We start from the raw sequence: 20,448 nt of genomic DNA on the forward strand, positions 1-20,448 counted from the left end.
TCCCTTGGCCGCGCCCAAGGCGGCGAACAGGCCCAGGCCGAGCGCGTCGGCGACCATCACGCGGTTCCACCTCGCCGCGACGGCGGGTGCTCCGATGACGACCGCGGCGGCTCCGGCCAGGCAGACCAAGATGTACGCCTCGTCCTCGAGGGAGGCCGGCGGCGCGACGCCGAGCAAGAGGTCTCGCACGATGCCCCCTCCGACTCCGGTCAGCGAGGCCAGGATGGCGACGCCGAGCCAGTCCAGCCGAAGCCGGACGGCTTTGAACGCGCCCGAGAGCGCGAACACGAACGTCCCTGCAAGGTCGAGCGCGTACAGCACAGCGGCGCCGGTCCGCCCTCGAGGTCGACTCGAGGACGCGTGGGGCTAGGCCTCGAGGGCGGCGAGACCAGGCAGCGTTTTGCCCTCCATGAACTCGAGCATCGCGCCGCCGCCGGTCGAGACGTGTGTGACCGCGTCCGCGAGGCCGGCTTGGTTGATCGCCGCGACAGAGTCTCCGCCACCGACGACCGTCAAGGCGTCGTGCTCCCGCGTGGCCGCGGCGAGGGCGTCCGCGACGGCCAGCGTGCCGCCGGCAAACGGCTCGAGCTCGAACACGCCCATCGGCCCGTTCCAGATCACCGTGTGGGCGCCCTCGATCAAGCCCGCGTACTGCTGACGCGTGGTCGGCCCGATGTCGAGACCCATCATTCCGTCCGGGATCTCGCCGGAGACGACCTGGGTGCTGGCGTCCGCCGCGAACCGGTCGGCGACGACGTGGTCGTCGGGGAGCTTGATCGTGTCCTTGAACTGCTCGAGCAGGCGGAAGGCCTCGTCCGTGCGGTCGTCCTCGACGAGCGACGTGCCGGTCGAATGGCCCAAGCCGGCCAGGAACGTGTAGGCCATCGCCCCGCCAATGAGCAGCGAGTCGACCTTGGGAGCGAGCGCCTGGATCACGCCGATCTTGTCGGACACCTTGGCGCCGCCCAGGACGGCGACGAACGGACGGGCCGGGTCCTCGAGGGCGCGCGTCAGAAAGTCGACCTCGCGGTGCAAGAGCAGCCCTGCCGCCGTTTGGGAGGCGTGGGCCGCGACGCCCGCCGTCGAGGCGTGGGCACGGTGGACCGAGCCGAACGCGTCGGACACGTAGACGTCGGCGAGAGCCGCCAACTCACGGGCGAGGCCGTCGTCGTTGATCGTCTCGCCGGCCAGGAAGCGCGTGTTCTCGAGCAGCACGACGGCCCCGTCCGGTGCGCCATCGACGCACGCCTGAGCCTCGGCTCCGACCGTCGACGTGCAGAACACGACCTCGGCCTCAAGGAGGCCGTCCAGGTACTCGGCCACCGGCCGGAGGGAGAGCGCGGGGTCTGGTGTGCCCTTAGGGCGTCCCAGGTGCGACATCAGCACCGGCGTCGCACCGGCCTCGAGGAGGGCCTGGATGGTCGGGAGCGCCGCCCGAATGCGCGTGTCGTCCGAGACCGAGCCGTCGTCGGCGAGCGGGACGTTGAAGTCGACGCGCACCAACACGCGGCGGCCGGCGACCTCGAGGTCGGAAAGGGTGAGCATGGGTGTTGGGGATTGGGTGTTAGGGATTGGGGACGGTTCTGGCAGACCGCGGCCGCTGCGACCTCGAGGACGGCTTCGATGGACGGAACTAGGGAGGAGATGCGGAGCCGCTCGCGAGCGACCCCAACCCCCAACCCCTAGCCCCCAAAACCCACTCTACGCCATCAGGCGCTTGACCAGGTCCACGGTGCGGCTCGCGTAGCCCCACTCGTTGTCGTACCAGCTCACGACCTTGACGAGCGTGCCGTCGGTCATCGTCGAGGGCGCGTCCAAGATCGACGAGTGCGGGTTGCCGACGATGTCGACCGAGACGAGGGGCGCCGTCGAGAACTCCAGGATGCCCTTCATCGGACCCTCGGCGGCCGTCTTCATGGCGCCGTTCACGTCCTCGATGGAGACCTCCTTGCCGACGATGGCCGTGAGATCGACGAGCGAGCCGTCCGGAGTGGGAACGCGGACGGCGAACCCGTCGAGCTTGCCCTTGAGGTGCGGGAGCACGAGGCCGACGGCCTTGGCAGCGCCGGTCGTGGTCGGGATCATCGACAACGCGGCAGCGCGGGCGCGGCGCAAGTCCTTGTGAGGAGCGTCCTGGATCCGCTGGTCCGACGTGTACGCGTGGATCGTCGTCATGAAGCCCTTTTCGATGCCGAACGCGTCGTCCAGGACCTTGACGAGCGGGGCCAGGCAGTTGGTCGTGCAGCTCGCGTTCGAGACGATCTTCTCGTCCCCGGTCAGCGTGTCGTCGTTGACACCGAGCACGATCGTCGCGTCGACCTCGCCCGAGGCCGGGGCCGAGATCACGACCTTCTTGGCGCCAGCGGTGAGGTGCTTCGACGCGCCCTCGCGGGTGCGGAACACGCCGGTCGACTCGACCACGACGTCGCACTCGAGGTCGCCCCAAGGGAGGTTCTCCGGGTCGCGCTCGGAGAAGACCTTGAACCGGTCGCCGCCGATGACCAACTCGTCGCCCTCGGCCTTGACCTCACCGGGGTAGATGCCGTGGACCGAGTCGTACTTGAAGAGGTGCGCGAGCGTCTCCGCGTCGGTCAAGTCGTTGACGCCGACGATGTCGAAGTCGAAGTCGCCCGTGCCGCGCTCGAGGATGGAGCGGAACACGAGACGTCCGATCCGGCCGAAGCCGTTGATGCCGATCTTGATGGCCATGAGGGTTGGGGAGAGGGAGAGAGGGACTCGAGACGTCAGGTTAGAGGTCTGCCCACAGGTGGAATGTGCGGTTCGATGAAATCAGACCCAAGAGGAGGCCGTGGTAGCGCTCCCGGGCCATATCGCCAGGCTCTTCATAGCCGCCTCGGCGTGGTACTCCTACCTTCGTCGATTCCTGTGAGGCTCCCCCGATCACGCGTTCCGACGTTTCCTGATGGCCCAGATCAACCCTCCCAAGTCGCTCACGCCCGCCCAGTCCTCGGACTTTGGGGACGACGCCGCGCTCCGAGTCTCGCGGAGCCAGGAGTTTTTCGAGGACAACCGCAACGTGATCATCGGCGTCATCGCGGCGCTGGTCCTGCTCGCCGTCGCCATCGTGGCGTGGCGGACCTGGCAGGCGAACCGGTCGACGGAGGCGCAGGAGCTCTTGGGCGCGATCCTCACCGAGTACGAAGCCGGTAACTACCAGGCCGCCCTCGACGGGACGGACACCGCTCCTGGCTTGCTCGAGATCGCCGACGAGTACGGCTCGACCTCAACGGGCGAGCAGGCGACCTTCTTCGCCGCCGACGCCCTCTACCAACTCGGTGAGACCGACCGAGCGCTCGAGATGTTCGAGGACTACGGTGGGTCAGGCTTGATCGGCGCGAGCGCGTTGGCGGGCCAAGCGGCCATCGCCGAGCAGAACGGCGACGCCGCGACCGCGGCCGGCTTGTACGAACGTGCCGCCACCGCCTTCGAGTCGCCGGCCTCGACGCCGGGATACCTCCTCGACGCGGCTCGTGCGTTCATCGCAGCCGGCGAGGCCGACGAGGCGAGCGCGGCCCTGACCTCGATCGTGGACGACTGGGCCGGAACGCCGGAGGCCAGCACCGCCGCCGTCGAGCTTGGAGCCGCACGCGCCGCTGCGACGGCAACCGGCGAAGCGACCGGAGACGTGACTCCAGCCCCGGTCGTCGCGGATACGACCGCGACGGAGTCGACCGATAACACGCTGACGGTGGACGACCTGCAGTAGCGGAGCGCCCTCGAGGACGAGGACGACCAACGGTTGGCACGCCGTCGGCTGAGAGGATCCACTTGGGTCTCAACGTGCACTAGGAATCCCCCGGCAGCACTGGTCGCGTCGAGACCCCATTCGTCGGGCTTCGACTCGGGCCTTCCGTCCTCGAGGGCGAAGGACTGGTTGCAGATGGAGGGCGACCTCCTCCGTCCTCGAGGCCGCACCGCGCGCTGTTAGCTTCGGGGACCTCTCGCTGACAGCCCCCATGCCCACCGTTCTGATCGCCGACGACGAGCCCGCCATCCGGCGCGTGCTCCGGGAAATCCTCGAGTTCGAAGGCTACACCGTCCTCGAGGCCGTCGACGGGGACGAGGCGTTCGACAAAGGGCGCTCGGGCGTCGACCTGGTGTTGCTCGACATCAAGATGCCCAAGCGCGACGGCATGGAGGTGCTCAAGGCGCTCCACGACATCGAGGCCGGCGTGCCCGTCGTGATGATCTCGGGGCACGGGACCGTCGAGACGGCCGTCGAGGCGACGCAACTCGGGGCCGTCGACTTCCTGGAGAAGCCGCCGGACATGAACCGGCTGCTCGTCACCGTGCGGGGTGCGCTGGACCGAGGGCAACTCAAGGCCGAGAACACGCGGCTCCGTCAGGTCGTCAAGGACACGAGCACGTCGGACCTGACGCCGATCGTTGGGGACAGCCCAGCCATCGGGCGCATCAAGCAAACCGTCGAGCGCGTCGCGCCGTCGGAGGCCCGGGTCCTGATCACGGGCGAGGCGGGGACGGGGAAGGAGCTCGTCGCCCGGCACCTGCACGCCCAGTCCTCGAGGGCGGACGGGCCGCTCGTCGAGGTCAACTGTGCCGCGATCCCGTCGGAGCTGATCGAGAGCGAGCTGTTTGGGCACGAGAAAGGAGCGTTCACGGGCGCCACCAAGCAGCGGATCGGCAAGTTCGAGCAGGCGGACGGGGGGACACTGTTTCTGGACGAGATCGGCGACATGTCACTCGACGCTCAGGCCAAGGTGTTGCGCGCGCTGCAAGAAAGCCGGATCACACGCGTCGGCGGCGACCGCGCGATCTCGGTCGACGTCCGCGTCGTGGCAGCCACCAACCGCGACTTGCTCGCCCAGGTCGACGCCAAGCTGTTCCGCGAAGACCTCTACCACCGGCTCTCCGTCATCCTGATCCACGTTCCACCACTTCGCGAGCGGCGTGGGGACATCCCCGATATCGCGGGCTACGTTCTTGGACAGGTGATGCGCCGCAACGGGATGTCCGACAAGCGGTTCGCCGACGCGGCACTCGAGCGGCTTCGCGACTACGACTGGCGCGGCAACGTCCGTGAGCTTCGTAACGTCGTCGAGCGGCTGCTGATCCTGTCGGACGGGGATGAGATCACGACGGCCGACGTCGAGCGATTCGTCATGCCGGGGCGCGGGGGCGGAGCCGCGGGCCTGATCGACCGCTACGACATGCTGTTCGAGTTCCGGGACCAGGCGGAGAAGCTGTTTATCGAGCGCAAGCTGGACGAGAACGACTGGAACGTCTCCGCCACGGCTGAGAAGATCGGGATCCAGCGCTCGCACCTCTACAACAAGCTCAAGGACTTGGCCATCGAGAGGCCAGAGTGATGGGCGAGCGGGAAGAGGCAGTCGGCAAGGGGTCCCCGCCCGACCTCGAGGTCGGGCCTCGTGGCGAAACGGCCCCGTCCGTCCTCGAGGGCGAGACGCTGGATGCGGACTCAACCGCCGCTTCCACCACGGCCGTTCCCTCGGATCGCCCTGCGATCCTCTCGGCTCGCGCGCTCCGCAAGAGCTATCCCACCGCCGCCGGGACGCTCACCGTCTTGGACGGCCTCGAGGCCGACATCTACCCCGGTGAACTGGTCGCTGTCGTGGGCGAGAGCGGGACGGGAAAATCGACGCTGCTCCACCTGTTGGGAGCGCTGGACCGTCCGACCTCCGGCACGGTCTCGTACCGGGGCGAGAACGTGTTCGAGAAGGGCGACGAGGCGCTCGCCGCGTTCCGAAACCGCGCGATCGGGTTCGTCTTCCAGTTCCACCACTTGCTCCCCGAGTTCTCGGCCGTCGAAAACGTCGCGATGCCCGCGCTCATCGCCGGAGGCACCTTCGAGACCGCGACGCCGCGCGCCCAGCAGCTCTTGACGCAGCTCGGTCTTGGGGACCGGCTCGATCACCGGCCGAGCCAACTCTCAGGCGGCGAGCAGCAGCGCGTGGCGGTAGCCCGGGCCTTGATGAACGAGCCCGGTCTCGTGCTCATGGACGAGCCGACGGGCAACCTCGACGTCAAGACTGCCGAGCGCCTGCACGACGAGATCCTGCGGCTTAGCCGCGACGCCGACCAGGCCTTCGTCGTGGTCACGCACAACCCGACCTTGGCCGATCTCGCCGACCGCGTGCTCCGCCTCGAGGGCGGGCGACTCGTCGACGGAGCGGAGCCCGCGTCCGCCCTCGAGGACGACGTACGAACGGTTCTACCTGCTGCGCCTCCGACGCCAGACCCTGCCGCCGAGCCGACCTCCGCCCTCGAGGACGGACCCGAATCCTCGTCTCCGGCGCGTTCGTAGGGAGACCCACCATCCCTTTGTCGCCATGACCGAGACGCTCACGCTCCCCACGCTCGACCTCGAGGTCGCCCGCGTCGGCTTTGTCCAGGAGGACATCGACCCGACGCTGGACCTGTTCGACGAGATCGACCGGCTTAAGCGCGAGCGGAACGCCGTCTTGCTGGCCCACTACTACCAGGAGGGCGACATCCAGGACGTCGCCGACTACATCGGGGACAGTCTGGGCTTGGCGCGCGAGGCGGAGCGGACGGACGCCGACGTGATCGTGTTCGCAGGCGTTCACTTTATGGCGGAGACGGCCAAGATTCTCAACCCTGGGAAGACGGTCTTGCTGCCGGACCTCAACGCCGGTTGCTCGCTCGCCGATAGCTGTCCGCCCGACGAGTTCGCGGCGTTCCGCGCCGAGCACCCGGACCACCTCGTGGTGAGCTACATCAACTGCTCGGCCGCGATCAAGGCGCAGACGGACATCATCTGCACGTCCTCGAACGCCGAGCACATCGTCCGTCAGATCCCCGCGGACCAGCCGATCATCTTCGCGCCGGACCGCAACCTGGGTCGCTGGCTCATCAAGGAGACGGGCCGCGATATGGTGCTGTGGCAGGGCGCGTGCATCGTCCACGAGATCTTTTCGGCGCAGAAGCTGGCTCGCCTCAAAGGCCGCTACCCTAGTGCTCCGGTCCTGGCGCACCCCGAGTGCGAGGAGGCGGTCCTGCGACTCGCTGACCACGTCGGGAGCACGTCCTCGATCCGGCGCTTCGCCGCCGAGTCCGAAGCCGACACGTTCATCGTGGCGACAGAGTCCGGCATCCTGCACCAGATGCAGAAGGACAACCCCGGCAAGACATTCGTCGCCGCGCCGCCGGACAACGGGTGCGCCTGCAACGACTGTCCGCACATGAAGCTGAACACGATCGAGAAGCTGTACCTGTGCCTAAAGCACCAGCAGCCGGTTCTCGAGATGGACGAGGCCCTCCGGCTCGCGGCGCTCAAGCCGATCCAGCGGATGCTCGAGATGAGCGAAGGCGTCAGCTAGACGTTGGCTGCGCCGGCCTTGCAGCTCTCGAGGTCGCTACTGACCGAGCCGGACTCCAATCAGCGGCTCAAACCGACGTTCGACGAGAAACCGGTCGTCGTCCTCGAGGCCGTCTGCGTCCGTTAGACGTCGGTACCCGTACCGAGAGCGGACGAATACGACGCCCCGCCGCCCGACCGGCACCTGCACATCGAGGACGAGGGTGTTCAGTTGGCCCAGGTCTTGGATCAAGTCGAAGAAGCCCCGGAAGTCCTGGCGTTCGAGGGCGAACTCGATGCGGCCTTGCCCCGGGAGACGTCCAGCGGCACGAAAGGCGAACGCACTCGCGGTCTTTTCTCCGATGTGACGGCGGTAGTGCTGAGACAGCTCGAACCGTCCGAACGCCAAGATCTGCACGTCGAGGACGAGATCGAGGGCGCTGCGCACGCTGTCGAGAGGCGTCCCCGCGAGCTCGATGCGACGCGGGCTCTCGAAAAACCCGCGGTCGTCCACGATCCGCTCCGTCGCGTTGGAGATCGAGTAGAACGGACCGACGTGGCCCGGCACGAAGCCTGGCGTCGACGCGAAGACGCCTGCTCCGACCGATCCACGAAATACGTCGCCTACGTTCTCGGACCCGATGCGGACGCCGCCACCGAGCGTGCTCCCTTGCCCAAGGTAGCGGGCGTGGGTCGCGTACGGCTCGAGGTCGAGCGGCCCGATCCCCGGCAAGGTCCCGCGCGCTACGACCTCGACGCCCGTCAATGACGAGTCGCCCGTGATGCCGGTCCGCCCCAGGTCGTGAACGCCGGCCACCGTCACGCCGATGCCCCGAACCGGCCCCACGGTCGCATCGAGGTCGACCTCGAGTTCTCCGCCGACGACGCCGTCGAGGCGCAGGACGTCGTCCGCGAAGCCCGCGACTCGGAAGCGGCCCGCCTCCAAGGCGCCCTCGAGGCCGATGGAGCGCTCGTCCCACGCCGACGTCGTGCGGTAGCCCCGGGCCAACGCTCCACTCGCGAGCGTCACCCGTTCCGTCGGACCGAGGCGGAGGTAGGCCCGGTCGGCCGCCGTCGAGTTGAGGCGAACGTAGCGGACGAGCCGCGCGAGGTCGTAGAGCTCGTCCCCCTCTGGGGCGTAGAGTCCGTTGTCCCCCGAGTGGACGGTGCCCCCCAGCCCGATGCTCAAGCGCCCCGCCAACGCCTCGACCTCGAGGCGGCCCGCGCCACGCCACGTGTCTGGCAGGTAGGCTGGACCCAGATACCCCGCAGCCCGGAACCGCTCCTCGGGCCGTATCGAACTGCCCAACTCGAGGACGTCATCGGAGGACCCGAACGCGAGCGGCTGGCCCATGGCGGAACCCGCCAATGCGACGCTGAGCAGGAGGACGGATGCGACTCGCACGGGACTGGAGTGACGAGCGAAGCTACCCCGTCCTCGATGCGTTAGCAGAACCTCTCACACCGCCTCGGGTACGGGACGGGACATGTTCGACGAACGGCTTCCCCTCTTCCCGCTTGGCGTCGTGCTCCTCCCAGGGGAGCCGGTCCCTCTGCACATCTTTGAGCCCCGCTACAAAGAGATGGTCCGAGAGTGCATCGACGCGGACGTGCCGTTTGGAATCGTCTACGCCTCCGAAGAAGACGTCGCCCAGGTTGGGTGCGCCGCTCGGATCGAGCGCGTGGCGGCGCGGTACTCGGACGGACGCCTCGACATCATCGCCGTCGGTGAGTCGCGCTTCAGCGTCCAAGAGATCCATCGCGACCGGTCCTATCTGACGGCGGACGTGGCCCCGGTCGAGGACGTGTCCGAGGGGACGGACGACGGCGCTCGGAGCGCTGCGATCGCTCGGCACCTCAAGCTTCTCGAGATGGCCGGGGAGGACCCCGATCCCCAGCGCTACGACCAGGGCCTGCCCACGTCGTTCGTCATCGGCCGCAACGCCGGCCTCGACCTGGCGGACAAGCAGAAGCTGTTGGAGATGGACCTCGAGGCCGACCGGATCCGATGGCTCTCGACGCACCTCGAGGGACTGCTCAAGCGCCTGAAGAAGGCCCGCGATCTGCGCAGCCTGGCTCGCGGCGACGGGCACTCCACCGGGTTCCCGACCCTCGGTGACTCATGACGCTCGCCGGCTACCAAATCGACCTCGTCGAGACCGGGCGGATTCGGCTGGACGGCGGCGCCATGTTCGGGATCGTCCCGCGACCGTTGTGGGAGCGCCGGATCGAGCCCGACGAGCGGGGTCGGATCCCGCTCGCGATGCGGTGCCTGCTGCTGCGGGGGCACGGCCGGACGATTTTGGTCGATACGGGCGTCGGGGACAAGGGGACCGACAAGTTCAACGACATCTACGGCGTCGACCTCGACCACTCGACGCTGCTAGGCTCCTTCACCGCCCTCGAGGTCGGACCCGGCGACGTGACCGACGTCCTCTTCACGCACCTCCACTTCGACCACGCCGGAGGCGCCACGCAGCGGACCCAAGCCGGCGACCTCGAGGTCGTCTTTCCAAACGCCGATCTGTGGGTCGGGGAGAGGCACTGGCAGTGGGCTAAAGAGAGCCCGCGCGAGAGCGCGTCGTTTCTGGCCGAGAATCTCGATCCGCTCGGAGCGTCCGGTCGCTTGCGCTTGATTGGAGACGGCGACGAGCCGTTCCCCAACGTCGCCCTCGAGGTCGTCGACGGTCATACGATTGGGCAGGTGCTCCCTCGCGTGACGGACGGGGAGCGATCCGTCTTTTTTCCGGCGGACCTGGTGCCAACCGCGGCGCACGTTTCGCCGCTGTGGATCATGGCGTACGACATCCGGCCCCTCGACACCCTCTCCGAGAAGGAGCGCCTCTTGGACCGGGCAGCGCGCGAAAACTGGGGGGTCGTGTTCGAGCACGACCCTGTGACGGCGTGGTCACGGATCGTGGATGCCGAGCGTGGGGTTGCCACTTTCGACGAGCGGCCCGACCTTCCCACTGAGATGTAGGTGGTCGCATCGGTGCCGACGACGGCTCCGGCCCTGGAGACCACCTCCCGTTCGCATGGCTCTCCCGAACTCGTCTACTCGAATCACCATCCTGGGACTGCTCGTCGTTACGGCGGTGGCGGTCCTGGCCGTGGAGCTGCATGTGTTCTCGATGGGTCAGGGCGCGACGTCGCCTGAGGATGCCGTCATCGAGGCCGTCGGCGTTGGGGTCGGGTTGTGGGCGGTCCTGGTCGTCGTCGTCGCTCTCCTCGCCTATGTGCTCGGACCCCGCAGGTCGCAACGTGTCCGGGCCGAGGCCAAGGTGATCGCGGACTCCCCCACGCCCCTACAGCACATCTCTCGTCGTCGGGCCGACCTCGGCCAGGATCTCGACGCGCTCCTCCCGCTGGTGGCGCAGCTGGATCTGAAAAACCGAGAGTCGCGCGAGCTCCGCGGACACGTCGCCGCGTTGTACCAGATAAGCCCTCATCCGCTGGTCCTTGCGGAGCTTGGGGGGGCGCTGGTCGAGGGGAATCCGGCGTTTTACGCCCTGACCGGTTTGTCCCCTCAGGACGTGCGCGGGGTAGACGTCGCTGGCATTGAACGTACGTTGCCCGTCAGCGAGCTCGAGGTCTACGCGGCCCGTTCGCTCAAAGAGAACAGCTCCATCACCGGCCTCGAGGCCGACGTGGTAGATCGTGACGGTCAGCGCCGTCCCGTCGAGGTCGCTCTTCGAGCCTTCAAGTCGGGGGGGCGGGCGATCGTTTTGTACCAGCTCACCGACAAGCTCCACGAGCGCCAGCTAGAGCACCGCGTGGCGTCGTTCGCAGATACCCTCGACCTCATGGTCGATCACCGCGTGCAGCAGCTCACGTCTGGGCGTCAGGCGCTCGGAGACGCCCTCGAGGGCGCGGGAGTCGCCATCGCAGCGTTCGGGTCCGCGGGTAACGCGTACCGGTGGAACCGGACGCTCGAGGTCCTCACCGGACGGAGGTCTCACTCTGTGAGAGACTTTGGAGGCGCCCTCGACGCGCTGCGGCTCGCAGGGGCAGAGGCGACGGCGTTCACGCAGTGGTTCTGGAGCACCAGCGACGACCCCTACGTTATGGTCCACGCCACGCCCAGCGGCCCGGCCTCGATGATGTGGAGGAGGGGGCACAGCCGCACGCCGGGTTCGGCGGACAGGCTGACCCTGATTGGAGTGGCGATGCCGGGCCTGGCGGACACGACTCCGATCGGCGACGGCCATCGAACCGCACGGCCTGCGGCACCGCACGCCGCGCAGCGGTAACCTGCTCGTCCTTTCGATCTCTCCGTGCCCATCGTGCGCTCCGTCCTGCTGGTTCATTCTGACGCGGACCGGTGGCTCGAGTCCGCCGCTTCGCTTCCGTTCGAGGTGACCCCGGCGTCGTCGGCGATGGAGGCTCGCGCCTACCTCGCGGGGACCACCTTCGACGCGGTCTGGATCGGCCCGGACGTCGAGGGGGCCGACCGGATCGGAGCGCTGCGTGACGCCCTCGGCCTCGATGCCGTCGTGGAACCCCTCGAGGCCGACGAGATCCAGGCAAGGTTGCAAGGGGCGGTCACCGAAGGCGACGCACGAGGAGACGCGTCCGTCCTCGAGGGCGTGCGAGACGAGCTGTCTCGGGTCGCTCACGACTTGAACAACCCCCTCGCCGTCATCTCGGGGAACGCGCAACTCGCCGCAGAGATGGCCAAGGCCGTTCCGACCGACGAGACGATCGTCGAGGCCATCGGGAGCATTCAGCAGGCTGCGAGCGAGCTCGAGGCCTTGTTTGCAGACGTCGCAGCTCTCCGCAAGCGAGTGGACCAGGTGATCGGGTAGCTGGCGGAACATCCTTCCGGGAAAGTGCGGAATGGTGTTCGGTCGGGTTTAAGCGCGACGACGTCGGCACCGATATCTCGGCTGCTTCTCTTCGTGGCGTCCGTCGCCGAGCTACCCACCCGTATGTCCTCCGCCCCGATGATTCCAGCTCACGAGCAAGAGCACGTCGACCGTGTCTCTGCCGCGCTAGCGGATCAGCCCGACGCCGTCCGAGAACGCTGGGACCGAGCCGTACGCCACGTCGCCGACGCTCAGGTCTACGACGCCTACCTCGAGTTCAACGAGCTCCTGAAAGCGCCCCTCGACCAGACGCTCCAGACCCACGTCCAACTCCAGGCGGTCCGCTGCCTGCGAGACGCGCCCGTCGAGCGGAGCAAGACCGAGCTCGCGCTCATCGATCCGCAGGACGCCTACCAAACCTTGGTCCTCGATTATCGTCTCGGGTGGCTGATGCGCCACCGGTTGATGAGCATCACAGCGGCGGTCCAGTACTTCGACCGCGTGCGAGAGGAAGCCCGCCGCCTGGGCAGCCGAGCTTGGGAGGTCGCAGCGCTCCTCGAGAAAGCCCAGGCCCTGATGGTTCAGGGGCATTTCGAGCAGGGCATCGAGCTCTGCACGCGTGTCTACAACCTGAGCCGCCGGAACGGGCTCGTCGAGTACATCCCGCGCGCGTTGACCTACAAGGGGTTCGCCGAGGTAAAGCTGGACAAGCACCACGCGGGCGAGGAGTCGATCCAGAAAGCTCACGAGCTCGCCACGCGCAACGGCCTGGTCGCGGAGCAAGGCATGGCGTTGCACCAGCTTGCCCAGATCTACCACTACGACTTCAAGTTCTACGGCCTCGCCCTCGAGTACTACCAGCAGGCCCAGGCGACGCTCGCCAACGTCCCGACGTGGCCCTCGCTCGCCGACCGCATCGAGGCCGACGTGGCCGCGGCCCAGAGCGAGCTCGCTGACCTCGACATCGCTAAAATCCTGGGGCCGATCCCAATCAACAGGCTCCGGCAGGAGTATCTGACGAGCCTGGTGAACGGCTTCGTCGGGATCCCAGGGATCGACAACCGGAGCCAGCTCGGCGAGCGGATCGGGCTTACGCGGCAGGCGATCCACCGCAACATCAACAGCTAGGAGCGGGGCGAGAGTCGAGGGACGTGAGCCGTCCTCGAAGTCGCGTCGCCCTACCGGGCGTACGCGGCCTCGAGGGGCACGTGGTCTCGACGGTGACCCGGTCTGATATGTCGTGCTCGAGGACGAGTCGGGCGTCGCGCCTGCTTGATCGCACATATCCTTGAATCCCTCACTCGGGGCACGGGTGCGCGCCTTGTCGCCGTTTGGGACGCTCCTCTATCTTCGTCTCGTCCCACCGCATCGCGTATAAGAGAGTTTCGTGCTACGCCCCGCGCAGTCCTGCGCGCCGACAGGTTCCCACCCGCCTCGGGCCTCCCGCACGCTCTCTATGTCGCGTCTAGCACTCTTCTGCGTCCTTGCCGTAGCGGCCTCCGCGCAGGCACCGTCCGTCGAGTACGTCGATCAACGCCCGGACGTCCCGACGCTCCGCGTCCTGGAGACGACGCCGAACGCGGTCACGGTCGAGGTCACCGCCGCCTGGAGAACGCCTCTCGAAGAGGCTGTCGAGCGCGCCGATGGTCAGATCGAGAACTTGATCGCTCTGGCGAGTGCCGGCCGGGCCACCTTGTCCCACGAGATCTCCTTGGGCTCGGCGGTGCCGCCGGCAGTCACCGTCCTCTCCTTCGAGGGCGACGAGGTGACACTCCCGGCCTCGATGCGCCAGGCGTACGCCGTCCTCGAGGACGAGGCGGCCGAGGTCGTGAACCTGGGAGAGCGCCGCCGCGAGCTCGTCGGTAGTCTGTCGCTGCGGACGCTCCGCGTCGAGGGCGACCGGCTGATCCGGGCTCGCCGCGTCGTAGTGCGCGTGCCGAGGCCGCCGGTCGTTGCGCGGCTCGCGTCGTCGGGAGACGACAACCCCCACCTCGCTGTCGGCCAGAGCCGACTGGCAGAGGGCCGCTGGTTCAAGGTCCCGATCCCCGAGACCGGCGTCTACCGCATCGACGCGGACTTCTTGCGCGACCAACTCGGCCTCGAGGACGCGATCTCGATGTCGAGCATCGGCGTCTACGGCACGGGCGGGCGCATCTTGCCGGCCGTCAACGCCGTCGACCGTCCGGCCGACTTGTTACCTGTCGCGTCCCTCGAGGCCGATGGTGGGCTCGTGTTTTACGCGGAGGGGCCGTCGTGGTGGGATTGGGTCTCACGGACGGGCGCTCGCGACGGCTACTGGTTGCACGACATCAGCCCGTTCTCGAGCAACAGCTTTTATTTCTTGCGCCTCGATGATCCGTCTCCGTCCCGCATCGGCGAGGCGGCGTTTCCGGGTTCGAGCGGTGCCCAAGTGCTCGCTACGATTCAAGACCGACGTTTCTACGAAGAGGACTTTGTTAACATCGAGCGCGATGGCGGCGGGTCTGGCCTCGATTGGCTCGGCCCCACCGTGCCCTTGAACAGCGCATCGACGCCGCGGCTCAGCGTGGCGGCGCCCGGCGCGTCGGCGGCGTCCCCGGTCCGGTACCGCGCTCGCGTCGTCGCACGGGCCAACCCCGCGGTCACGTTCACGATGATCAAGGGGGGCCAGTCGATCGCGAGCGGAGCGCCCAGCGCGATCTCGACGTCGTCTCAGAACACCGGCAACCTCGCAAACCAACGAGAGCTCGTGACCGAAACGACCTACGGGTCCGGCCTCGAGGTCGAGTTCCGAGCCACCGGCGGCGGCAACGTCGAGGGCGCCTGGCTGGACTGGGTGCAGGCCGTCCTCGACCGTCCGGCCGTTGCAGAAGACGGGTTCGTCCAGTTTCCCACTCCAGGTGGAGAGACCGGCTTGTTTGAGACGACCACGACGGGATTCGCGTCAGAGCCCCAGGTGTGGGACGTGACCGACGCCGGTGCGATCCGGCGTCTCGGCGTCGCACCGACCGGGCAAGGATGGCGCATCCAAGTCGAGGCTGCGACGGAGATTCAGACCGTCACGTCGCCCACTGGAGACGTCGAGCAGCGTGAGGTGGTGGTCGAGCGCGAGGTCGTCGCCTTCGACCCGGCTGGAGCTAGCGTGCGGACTCCAGGCGGCCTCGAGGACGGCGCCGTCGCGGTCGCCAACCAGAACTTGCACGCGACGACGGTCACCCCGGACTATGTGGTGGTCTCCCACCCCGACTTTCTATCGCAAGCCAACCGCCTAGCCGACTACCGTCAGCAGAAGGACGGGCTGACACCGCTCGTGGTGACGACGGACCAGGTGTACAACGAGTTCGCCGGGGGAACCTCCGACATGCGCGCTGTCCGGGACTACATGAAGTTCCTCTACGACCGCGCGCCGTCCGACCGGCTGCCGCAGTACCTCCTGTTGTTTGGAGACGGGCACTACAACTTCCGGCGGATCCCCACCAGCGACGGCACGCTCCCGGGTCCCAACTACGTCCCGACGTACCAGTCCGAGAACATGCTCAACCGGACGACCTCGTACATGTCGGACGACTACTTCGGGCTCCTCGGAGACGAGGAAGGGGAGTGGCAGTTCAGCGGAGCGGGTACTGACGAGAGGGTCGACGTCGGCATCGGCCGGATCCCCTCGAGGACGCTGACCGACGCGAGAAACGTCGTCAACAAGATCATCAGCTACGAGGACCCGGCGACCGACGGGGTATGGCGCACGCGTCACACCTACGTCGCGGACGACCAATTCCCCAACGACTGGGACAACGATGTCCACGTCCTCAACTCGGACGGGACGGCCGAGTTGGCCCAGGAAGTAGACCCTCGCGTCACGATCCAGAAGATCTACGCTCCGTCGTATCCGAGCATCGTGACGGCTCGAGGGCGACTGCGGCCCCAGGCGACGGAAGCCGTCCGCGAGTCCATCGAGGCCGGGACGCTGATCTGGAACTACAGCGGACACGGCGGCCCGTCCGGCCTCGGCGACGAGGAGTACCTGACCGAGGACCTGGTCGCGTCCCTCGACAACGCGGACCGACTCGCCGTCTTCGTCACGGCGACGTGTTCCTTCGGCAAGTTCGATATCGTGGACCGACAGAGCCTGGCGGAGCAAATGCTCCTGAAGCCGGACGGTGGCGGCGTCGCCATGCTCACGACGGTCCGGTTGGTCTTTACCGACACCAATCCGCAGAGCAACACGAACTTCGGGCTCAACCGGACGCTGACGGAGAAGATGCTTCTTCGGGATGCGCAGGGACTCCCCCTGAGGCTCGGCGACGCGCTCTACCTGACCAAGAACACGGACATCGGTGCGAGCACGAACAACCGGAAGTTCAACCTGCTCGGCGATCCCGCCATGCGCCTCGGCGCCCCCGCGCGCCGGATCGACGTGAACCCGCCACCGGCGTTCAGAGCCTTCGACGAGGCGACCATCACGGGGCAGGTCCTCGCCCTCGATGGGCAGCCCGACGCGGCCTACCAGGGCGAGGTCGTCCTCGAGGTCTATGACGCCGCGCGCAAGGTGACGCTCCCCGAAGGCGCCTGCTGCAACACGGACAGCCGCGACGACGACGACCGGCTGGGTGACTACGCCGACCGCTCCGACCGCATCTACACCGGCCGGGCCTCCGTCGAAGGCGGGCGGTTCTCCTCGACGTTCCTGGTCCCGCAAGACGTCTCCTACTCCGGCCTCGCGGCCCGCGTCGTGGCGTACGCGACCGGACCCGACGGCACCGACGGCACCGGCCAGTCCACCGAGGGCGTGGTCGCGACCGACGCGTCCTCGAGGCCGAACGACGGCGCCGGCCCCGAGATCTCGCTGTTCGTCAACGACTCGACGTTCGTCGACGGCGGCACGACCAACCCCGACGGCGTCCTGTTTGCCAACTTGCGTGATCCGAGCGGCCTCAACGCAGTCGGTGCTGGTGTGGGGCACGAGTTGTTGCTCGTCCTCGACGGGGACGAGTCGAACGCGATCGACGTGAGCCGATTCTACCAGGGCGATCTGAACACGTACCAGTCCGGCTCGCTCCGCGTCCCGCTCTCGGCGTTGGCCCGCGACGGCCGCGTCCTCGAGGCCGGGGAGCACACCGCGACCTTGACCGCGTGGGACGCCCTCAACAACGTCTCGGTGGCGACGATCACGTTCGTGGTCGTGGACGAGGGCGTCATCGTCCGCAGCGTGCTGCCGTACCCGAACCCAACGGCCGGTCCGTCACGGTTCTTTGTGGAGCACAACCAGCCGGTCGGGACGCAGGCCCAGGTTCAACTCCGCATCTACACGGTCGCCGGGCGGCCCGTCCGCACCATCGACGGCGCCGACGCGTTACCGGGCGGCGTGCTCACCTCTCGGACCCTCGAGGTCCCGTGGGACGGCCTCGATGACGACCTCGACCGGCTCGGCTCCGGCGTCTACCTCGTCCGCCTGCGGATGGAGGTGCCCAACTCTGCCGGCGGCTCCCGTGTCGCCGAGCGAATCGAACGCCTGGCCGTCATCCGATAGCACAGATCTTCCCTAGGTTTACGGCTCGCTGGCCCAACCGGTCTCGATCCTTCCCCCCGACCATGACTCGACTTCTTCTTATCTCCGGCCTCGCGCTCGCGCTTGCCGCCCCGGCCTTCGCTCAAGACGACGGCGTTCAGGTCCTCACGACGGCCGTTCCGTTCCTCCAGATCGAGCCGGACAGCCGTGCGGCTGGTATGGGCATGGCCGGAGTGGCCGTGGCGGACAACGCGTACGCCCCGTGGTGGAACCCAGCTGGCCTAGCCGGTCAAGAGGGGACCGAGGTGTCCTTTACCCACGCGCCCTGGCTCCCGGCACTCGGTGCCAACCTGAGCTACGAGCACCTGTCGGCCAAGCACGGTCTGGGGTCGGCGGGCACGCTTGGTGGTCACCTGACGTACTTCGACCTCGGCACCCAGATCGCGACCAACGACCAGGGGCAGGAGCTCGGTGAGTTCTCGTCGTACGAGTTGGCGCTCGGTTTGAGCTACGGATACCCGGTGACCGAGAACCTCGCAGTCGGCCTCGGCACACGGTTCATCTACTCCAACCTGACGGGCGGCCAGGTCATCGGTCAGAACACCGAGACCTCCGCGGGAACGTCGATCGGCGTCGACCTGGGCATGAAGTACACGGCGCCCGACATCGGGCTCGGTGAGTCCTCGAGGCCGTCGATCGCGTTCAACCTGGCCAACATGGGGCCGGGCATCTCCTACACCGAGTTCACCGAGGTCCCCGACGCGATCCCGACGACCCTTCGAATGGGCTTGGCCCTCGACACGGAGATCGACGAGTTCAACCGGCTCCTGCTCGCCCTCGACGTCAACAAGATCGTGGTCAACCCGCGTCGCGTCGAGCAGGAGGACGGGACGTTCATCACGGAGTACGATCCGTTCTACGAGGCCCTATTTACCTCGTGGGAATCGCGCACGGTGAAGACGACGACGGGAGCGGCGGGCCTGACCTGCGACGATCTCGCCATTGACGACGACAGCAACAACGACTGCCGTACCGTGAGCGGCCTGCGGTCCCTGACGTTGGGAACGGGTATGGAGTACTGGTACAACGACCTGCTCGCACTGCGCGCGGGCTACTTCTACGAGGACCCCGCCAACGGCAACCGCCAGTTCATCACGTTCGGAACGGGCATCCGCTACAGCCTGGTCGGCGTCGACATCTCGTACATCTACGCGCTCCAGGAGAACTCGCCGCTGGCCGACCAGCTCAGGTTCTCGCTCTTGCTGAACATTCCTCGATAGCCTCGACACAGGGACGGAGCGGGCGGCCTCGAGGTCGCCCGTTCTATGTCCGGCGTTCCGATTGTGACCGACCTCGAGGCCGTTGGCCTGTTCGCTGCGTTGCTCGCGACCTCCGTCGCGGTCGGGGAAGGGCTGAGGATGGCGGGGTGGAGCCCGGAGTCGACGCGCCGAGTCGTGCACGCGGGCGTTGGGCTGGTCACCGCTGCGAGCCCGATGTGGTTCGACGGGCCGGGCGGGATATACCTGCTGGCCGTCGCATTCATGGTCGGCAACGCGATCATGCTGTGGCGAGGGTGGGGGCCGTCGATGCACGCGATTGAGCGGAGGTCGTTCGGGACGGTGATCTTCCCGTTCGCCTTGGTCGTGGCACTCTACCTCTGCTGGACGCTGGATCCGAGCCGGGTGTTCGTCCTGCAGATCGCGTTCGCTGTTCTGGCCGTTGCCGATCCAGCCGCGTCGTGGGTCGGGACGAGCGTTTCGTCCCCAGGACCGTACCACGTCGCGGGGGCCACCAAGACGGTGGCAGGTAGCCTGGCGTTCGGAATCTTCGCGTTCGCGATCACCATCGTCCTGCTCGTGTGGATCGGACCCGGGTGGTCCGCCCTCGAGGTCGGCGCCGCGGCGCTGTCGGTGGCGGCTCTCTCGACAGTGGCCGAGGCATTGGGACGAGGCGGATGGGACAACCTGTGGATCGTTCTGGCGGTTGTCGTCGTGCTCAGCGCCCTCGAGGCCGACGAGGCGTTCGGGCTGCACCTCGCGGCGGTGGCGTCGGCGGTGGTCTTCGGCGTGCTGACGTTCCGCGTCGGCGCCCTCGACGTGTCGGGCGCGCTGGCGGGCTCGGTGCTGGCCTGGATGCTGGTCGCGTTGGGTGGCGTCGCGTGGGCCGCGCCGGCTCTGGCCTTTTTCGTCCTGTCGAGCGGACTGTCCCGAGTCGGGGAGTCGAGAAAGACGTCCTCGAGGACGCTCGAGGCGAAGGGGAGCCGCCGGGACATGGGACAGGTCCTCGCAAACGGCGGCGTGGGGATGGTTGTCTTCGCGGCCACCGTGTTCTGGGACGTGGAGTGGCTGTATCTCGCGTTCGTGGGCGCGTTCGCGGCGGCGGCGGCCGATACGTGGGGGACGGAGCTGGGGACGGCCGTGGGGGGCGCGACGCGCAGACTTGGAATCGGCCGCCGGGTGCAGCCCGGTGAATCCGGCGGAATGTCGGTCGCTGGGACCGTCGGGGCCGTCGCTGGAGCGACCACGGTGGTCGGCTCCGCGATGCTCGTCGGGGGGATCACTGATGGGCTGGTCGCGGTCGCGATCACTGCCGCGGCCGTCGGAGCGTCCGTCCTCGATTCCGCACTCGGGGCGACGGTCCAGGCCCGCTTCCACCGGCCGGACGGCACCTTGTCCGAGGTGGCGTTGGAAGGCGACCTCGAGGACGCGGCCCACGTCGGGTGGGTCTGGGTCGACAACGACGTCGTGAACTGGGCCGGCTCGCTGGCGGGTGCCGCAGGGGCCGTCGCCGCCTGGTCGTTCGTCGCGTAGCTCTCTCGACCTCGAGGACGAGGCCTGCCG

At 67.8% G+C, this 20,448-nt stretch carries 16 protein-coding genes; 12 read left to right on the top strand and 4 right to left on the bottom strand.

What is annotated here, in order from left to right; genetic code table 11:
- The 3 genes from WBA11_RS02985 to gap all read right to left on the bottom strand — a co-directional run.
- Positions 1 to 321 (bottom strand): trimeric intracellular cation channel family protein (locus WBA11_RS02985; RefSeq protein ID WP_424519240.1); only part of this gene is annotated, 321 nt, incomplete at its 3' end.
- 45 nt (positions 322 to 366) lie between these two features.
- Complete coding sequence (locus WBA11_RS02990; protein ID WP_424519241.1) at positions 367 to 1,545, bottom strand: phosphoglycerate kinase; 1,179 nt, start codon at positions 1,543 to 1,545, stop codon at positions 367 to 369.
- Between the two features lie 156 nt (positions 1,546 to 1,701).
- Positions 1,702 to 2,709 (bottom strand): type I glyceraldehyde-3-phosphate dehydrogenase, encoded by a 1,008-nt coding sequence (gene gap / locus WBA11_RS02995; RefSeq protein ID WP_424519242.1) that lies wholly within the window; start codon positions 2,707 to 2,709, stop codon positions 1,702 to 1,704.
- Between the two features lie 214 nt (positions 2,710 to 2,923).
- Between gap and WBA11_RS03000 the strand changes: the two genes are divergently transcribed.
- The 4 genes from WBA11_RS03000 (at position 2,924) to nadA (ending at position 7,340) form a co-directional block, all read left to right on the top strand.
- Positions 2,924 to 3,727, top strand: a complete 804-nt coding sequence (locus tag WBA11_RS03000) for a tetratricopeptide repeat protein (protein WP_424519243.1) — start codon at positions 2,924 to 2,926, stop codon at positions 3,725 to 3,727.
- Between the two features lie 250 nt (positions 3,728 to 3,977).
- Positions 3,978 to 5,348: a sigma-54-dependent transcriptional regulator gene (locus tag WBA11_RS03005; RefSeq protein WP_424519244.1), complete on the top strand. Its 1,371-nt coding sequence runs from the start codon at positions 3,978 to 3,980 to the stop codon at positions 5,346 to 5,348.
- Between the two features lie 155 nt (positions 5,349 to 5,503).
- Positions 5,504 to 6,304, top strand: coding sequence for an ABC transporter ATP-binding protein (locus WBA11_RS03010; protein WP_424519261.1), 801 nt, complete (start codon positions 5,504 to 5,506; stop codon positions 6,302 to 6,304).
- A gap of 25 nt (positions 6,305 to 6,329) precedes the next feature.
- Positions 6,330 to 7,340 (top strand): quinolinate synthase NadA, encoded by a 1,011-nt coding sequence (nadA, locus tag WBA11_RS03015; protein ID WP_424519245.1) that lies wholly within the window; start codon positions 6,330 to 6,332, stop codon positions 7,338 to 7,340.
- A gap of 36 nt (positions 7,341 to 7,376) precedes the next feature.
- On the opposite strand, the gene WBA11_RS03020 is transcribed toward nadA, so the two are convergent.
- Positions 7,377 to 8,723, bottom strand: coding sequence for a hypothetical protein (locus tag WBA11_RS03020; protein ID WP_424519246.1), 1,347 nt, complete (start codon positions 8,721 to 8,723; stop codon positions 7,377 to 7,379).
- Between the two features lie 82 nt (positions 8,724 to 8,805).
- On the opposite strand from WBA11_RS03020, the gene WBA11_RS03025 reads away from it, so the two are divergent.
- The 8 genes from WBA11_RS03025 to WBA11_RS03060 all read left to right on the top strand — a co-directional run bounded on the left by WBA11_RS03025 (position 8,806) and on the right by WBA11_RS03060 (position 20,418).
- Complete coding sequence (locus tag WBA11_RS03025) at positions 8,806 to 9,444, top strand: LON peptidase substrate-binding domain-containing protein (RefSeq protein WP_424519247.1); 639 nt, start codon at positions 8,806 to 8,808, stop codon at positions 9,442 to 9,444.
- Positions 9,441 to 10,298: an MBL fold metallo-hydrolase gene (locus tag WBA11_RS03030; RefSeq protein WP_424519248.1), complete on the top strand. Its 858-nt coding sequence runs from the start codon at positions 9,441 to 9,443 to the stop codon at positions 10,296 to 10,298. Before WBA11_RS03025 ends, WBA11_RS03030 begins: the two co-directional genes overlap by 4 nt.
- 55 nt (positions 10,299 to 10,353) lie before the next feature.
- A complete protein-coding gene (locus WBA11_RS03035) occupies positions 10,354 to 11,568 on the top strand; it encodes a PAS domain S-box protein (RefSeq protein WP_424519249.1) in 1,215 nt (404 codons plus the stop codon).
- A 33-nt stretch (positions 11,569 to 11,601) separates the two neighbouring features.
- Complete coding sequence (locus WBA11_RS03040) at positions 11,602 to 12,123, top strand: histidine kinase dimerization/phospho-acceptor domain-containing protein (RefSeq protein ID WP_424519250.1); 522 nt, start codon at positions 11,602 to 11,604, stop codon at positions 12,121 to 12,123.
- Between the two features lie 123 nt (positions 12,124 to 12,246).
- Complete coding sequence (locus WBA11_RS03045; RefSeq protein WP_424519251.1) at positions 12,247 to 13,251, top strand: hypothetical protein; 1,005 nt, start codon at positions 12,247 to 12,249, stop codon at positions 13,249 to 13,251.
- A gap of 328 nt (positions 13,252 to 13,579) precedes the next feature.
- The gene (gene porU / locus WBA11_RS03050) at positions 13,580 to 17,629 is read left to right on the top strand and encodes a type IX secretion system sortase PorU (protein ID WP_424519252.1); all 4,050 of its coding nucleotides are present in this window, start codon (positions 13,580 to 13,582) and stop codon (positions 17,627 to 17,629) included.
- A gap of 62 nt (positions 17,630 to 17,691) precedes the next feature.
- Entirely contained in the window at positions 17,692 to 18,888 is a 1,197-nt protein-coding gene (locus WBA11_RS03055; RefSeq protein ID WP_424519253.1) for a PorV/PorQ family protein, read from the top strand.
- 45 nt (positions 18,889 to 18,933) lie between these two features.
- Positions 18,934 to 20,418, top strand: coding sequence for a DUF92 domain-containing protein (locus tag WBA11_RS03060; protein ID WP_424519254.1), 1,485 nt, complete (start codon positions 18,934 to 18,936; stop codon positions 20,416 to 20,418).
- Positions 20,419 to 20,448: the final 30 nt, after the last annotated feature.

The sequence above is a fragment of the Rubrivirga sp. genome (genome assembly GCF_049648075.1).
In the GTDB taxonomy this organism is placed as follows: domain Bacteria; phylum Bacteroidota; class Rhodothermia; order Rhodothermales; family Rubricoccaceae; genus Rubrivirga.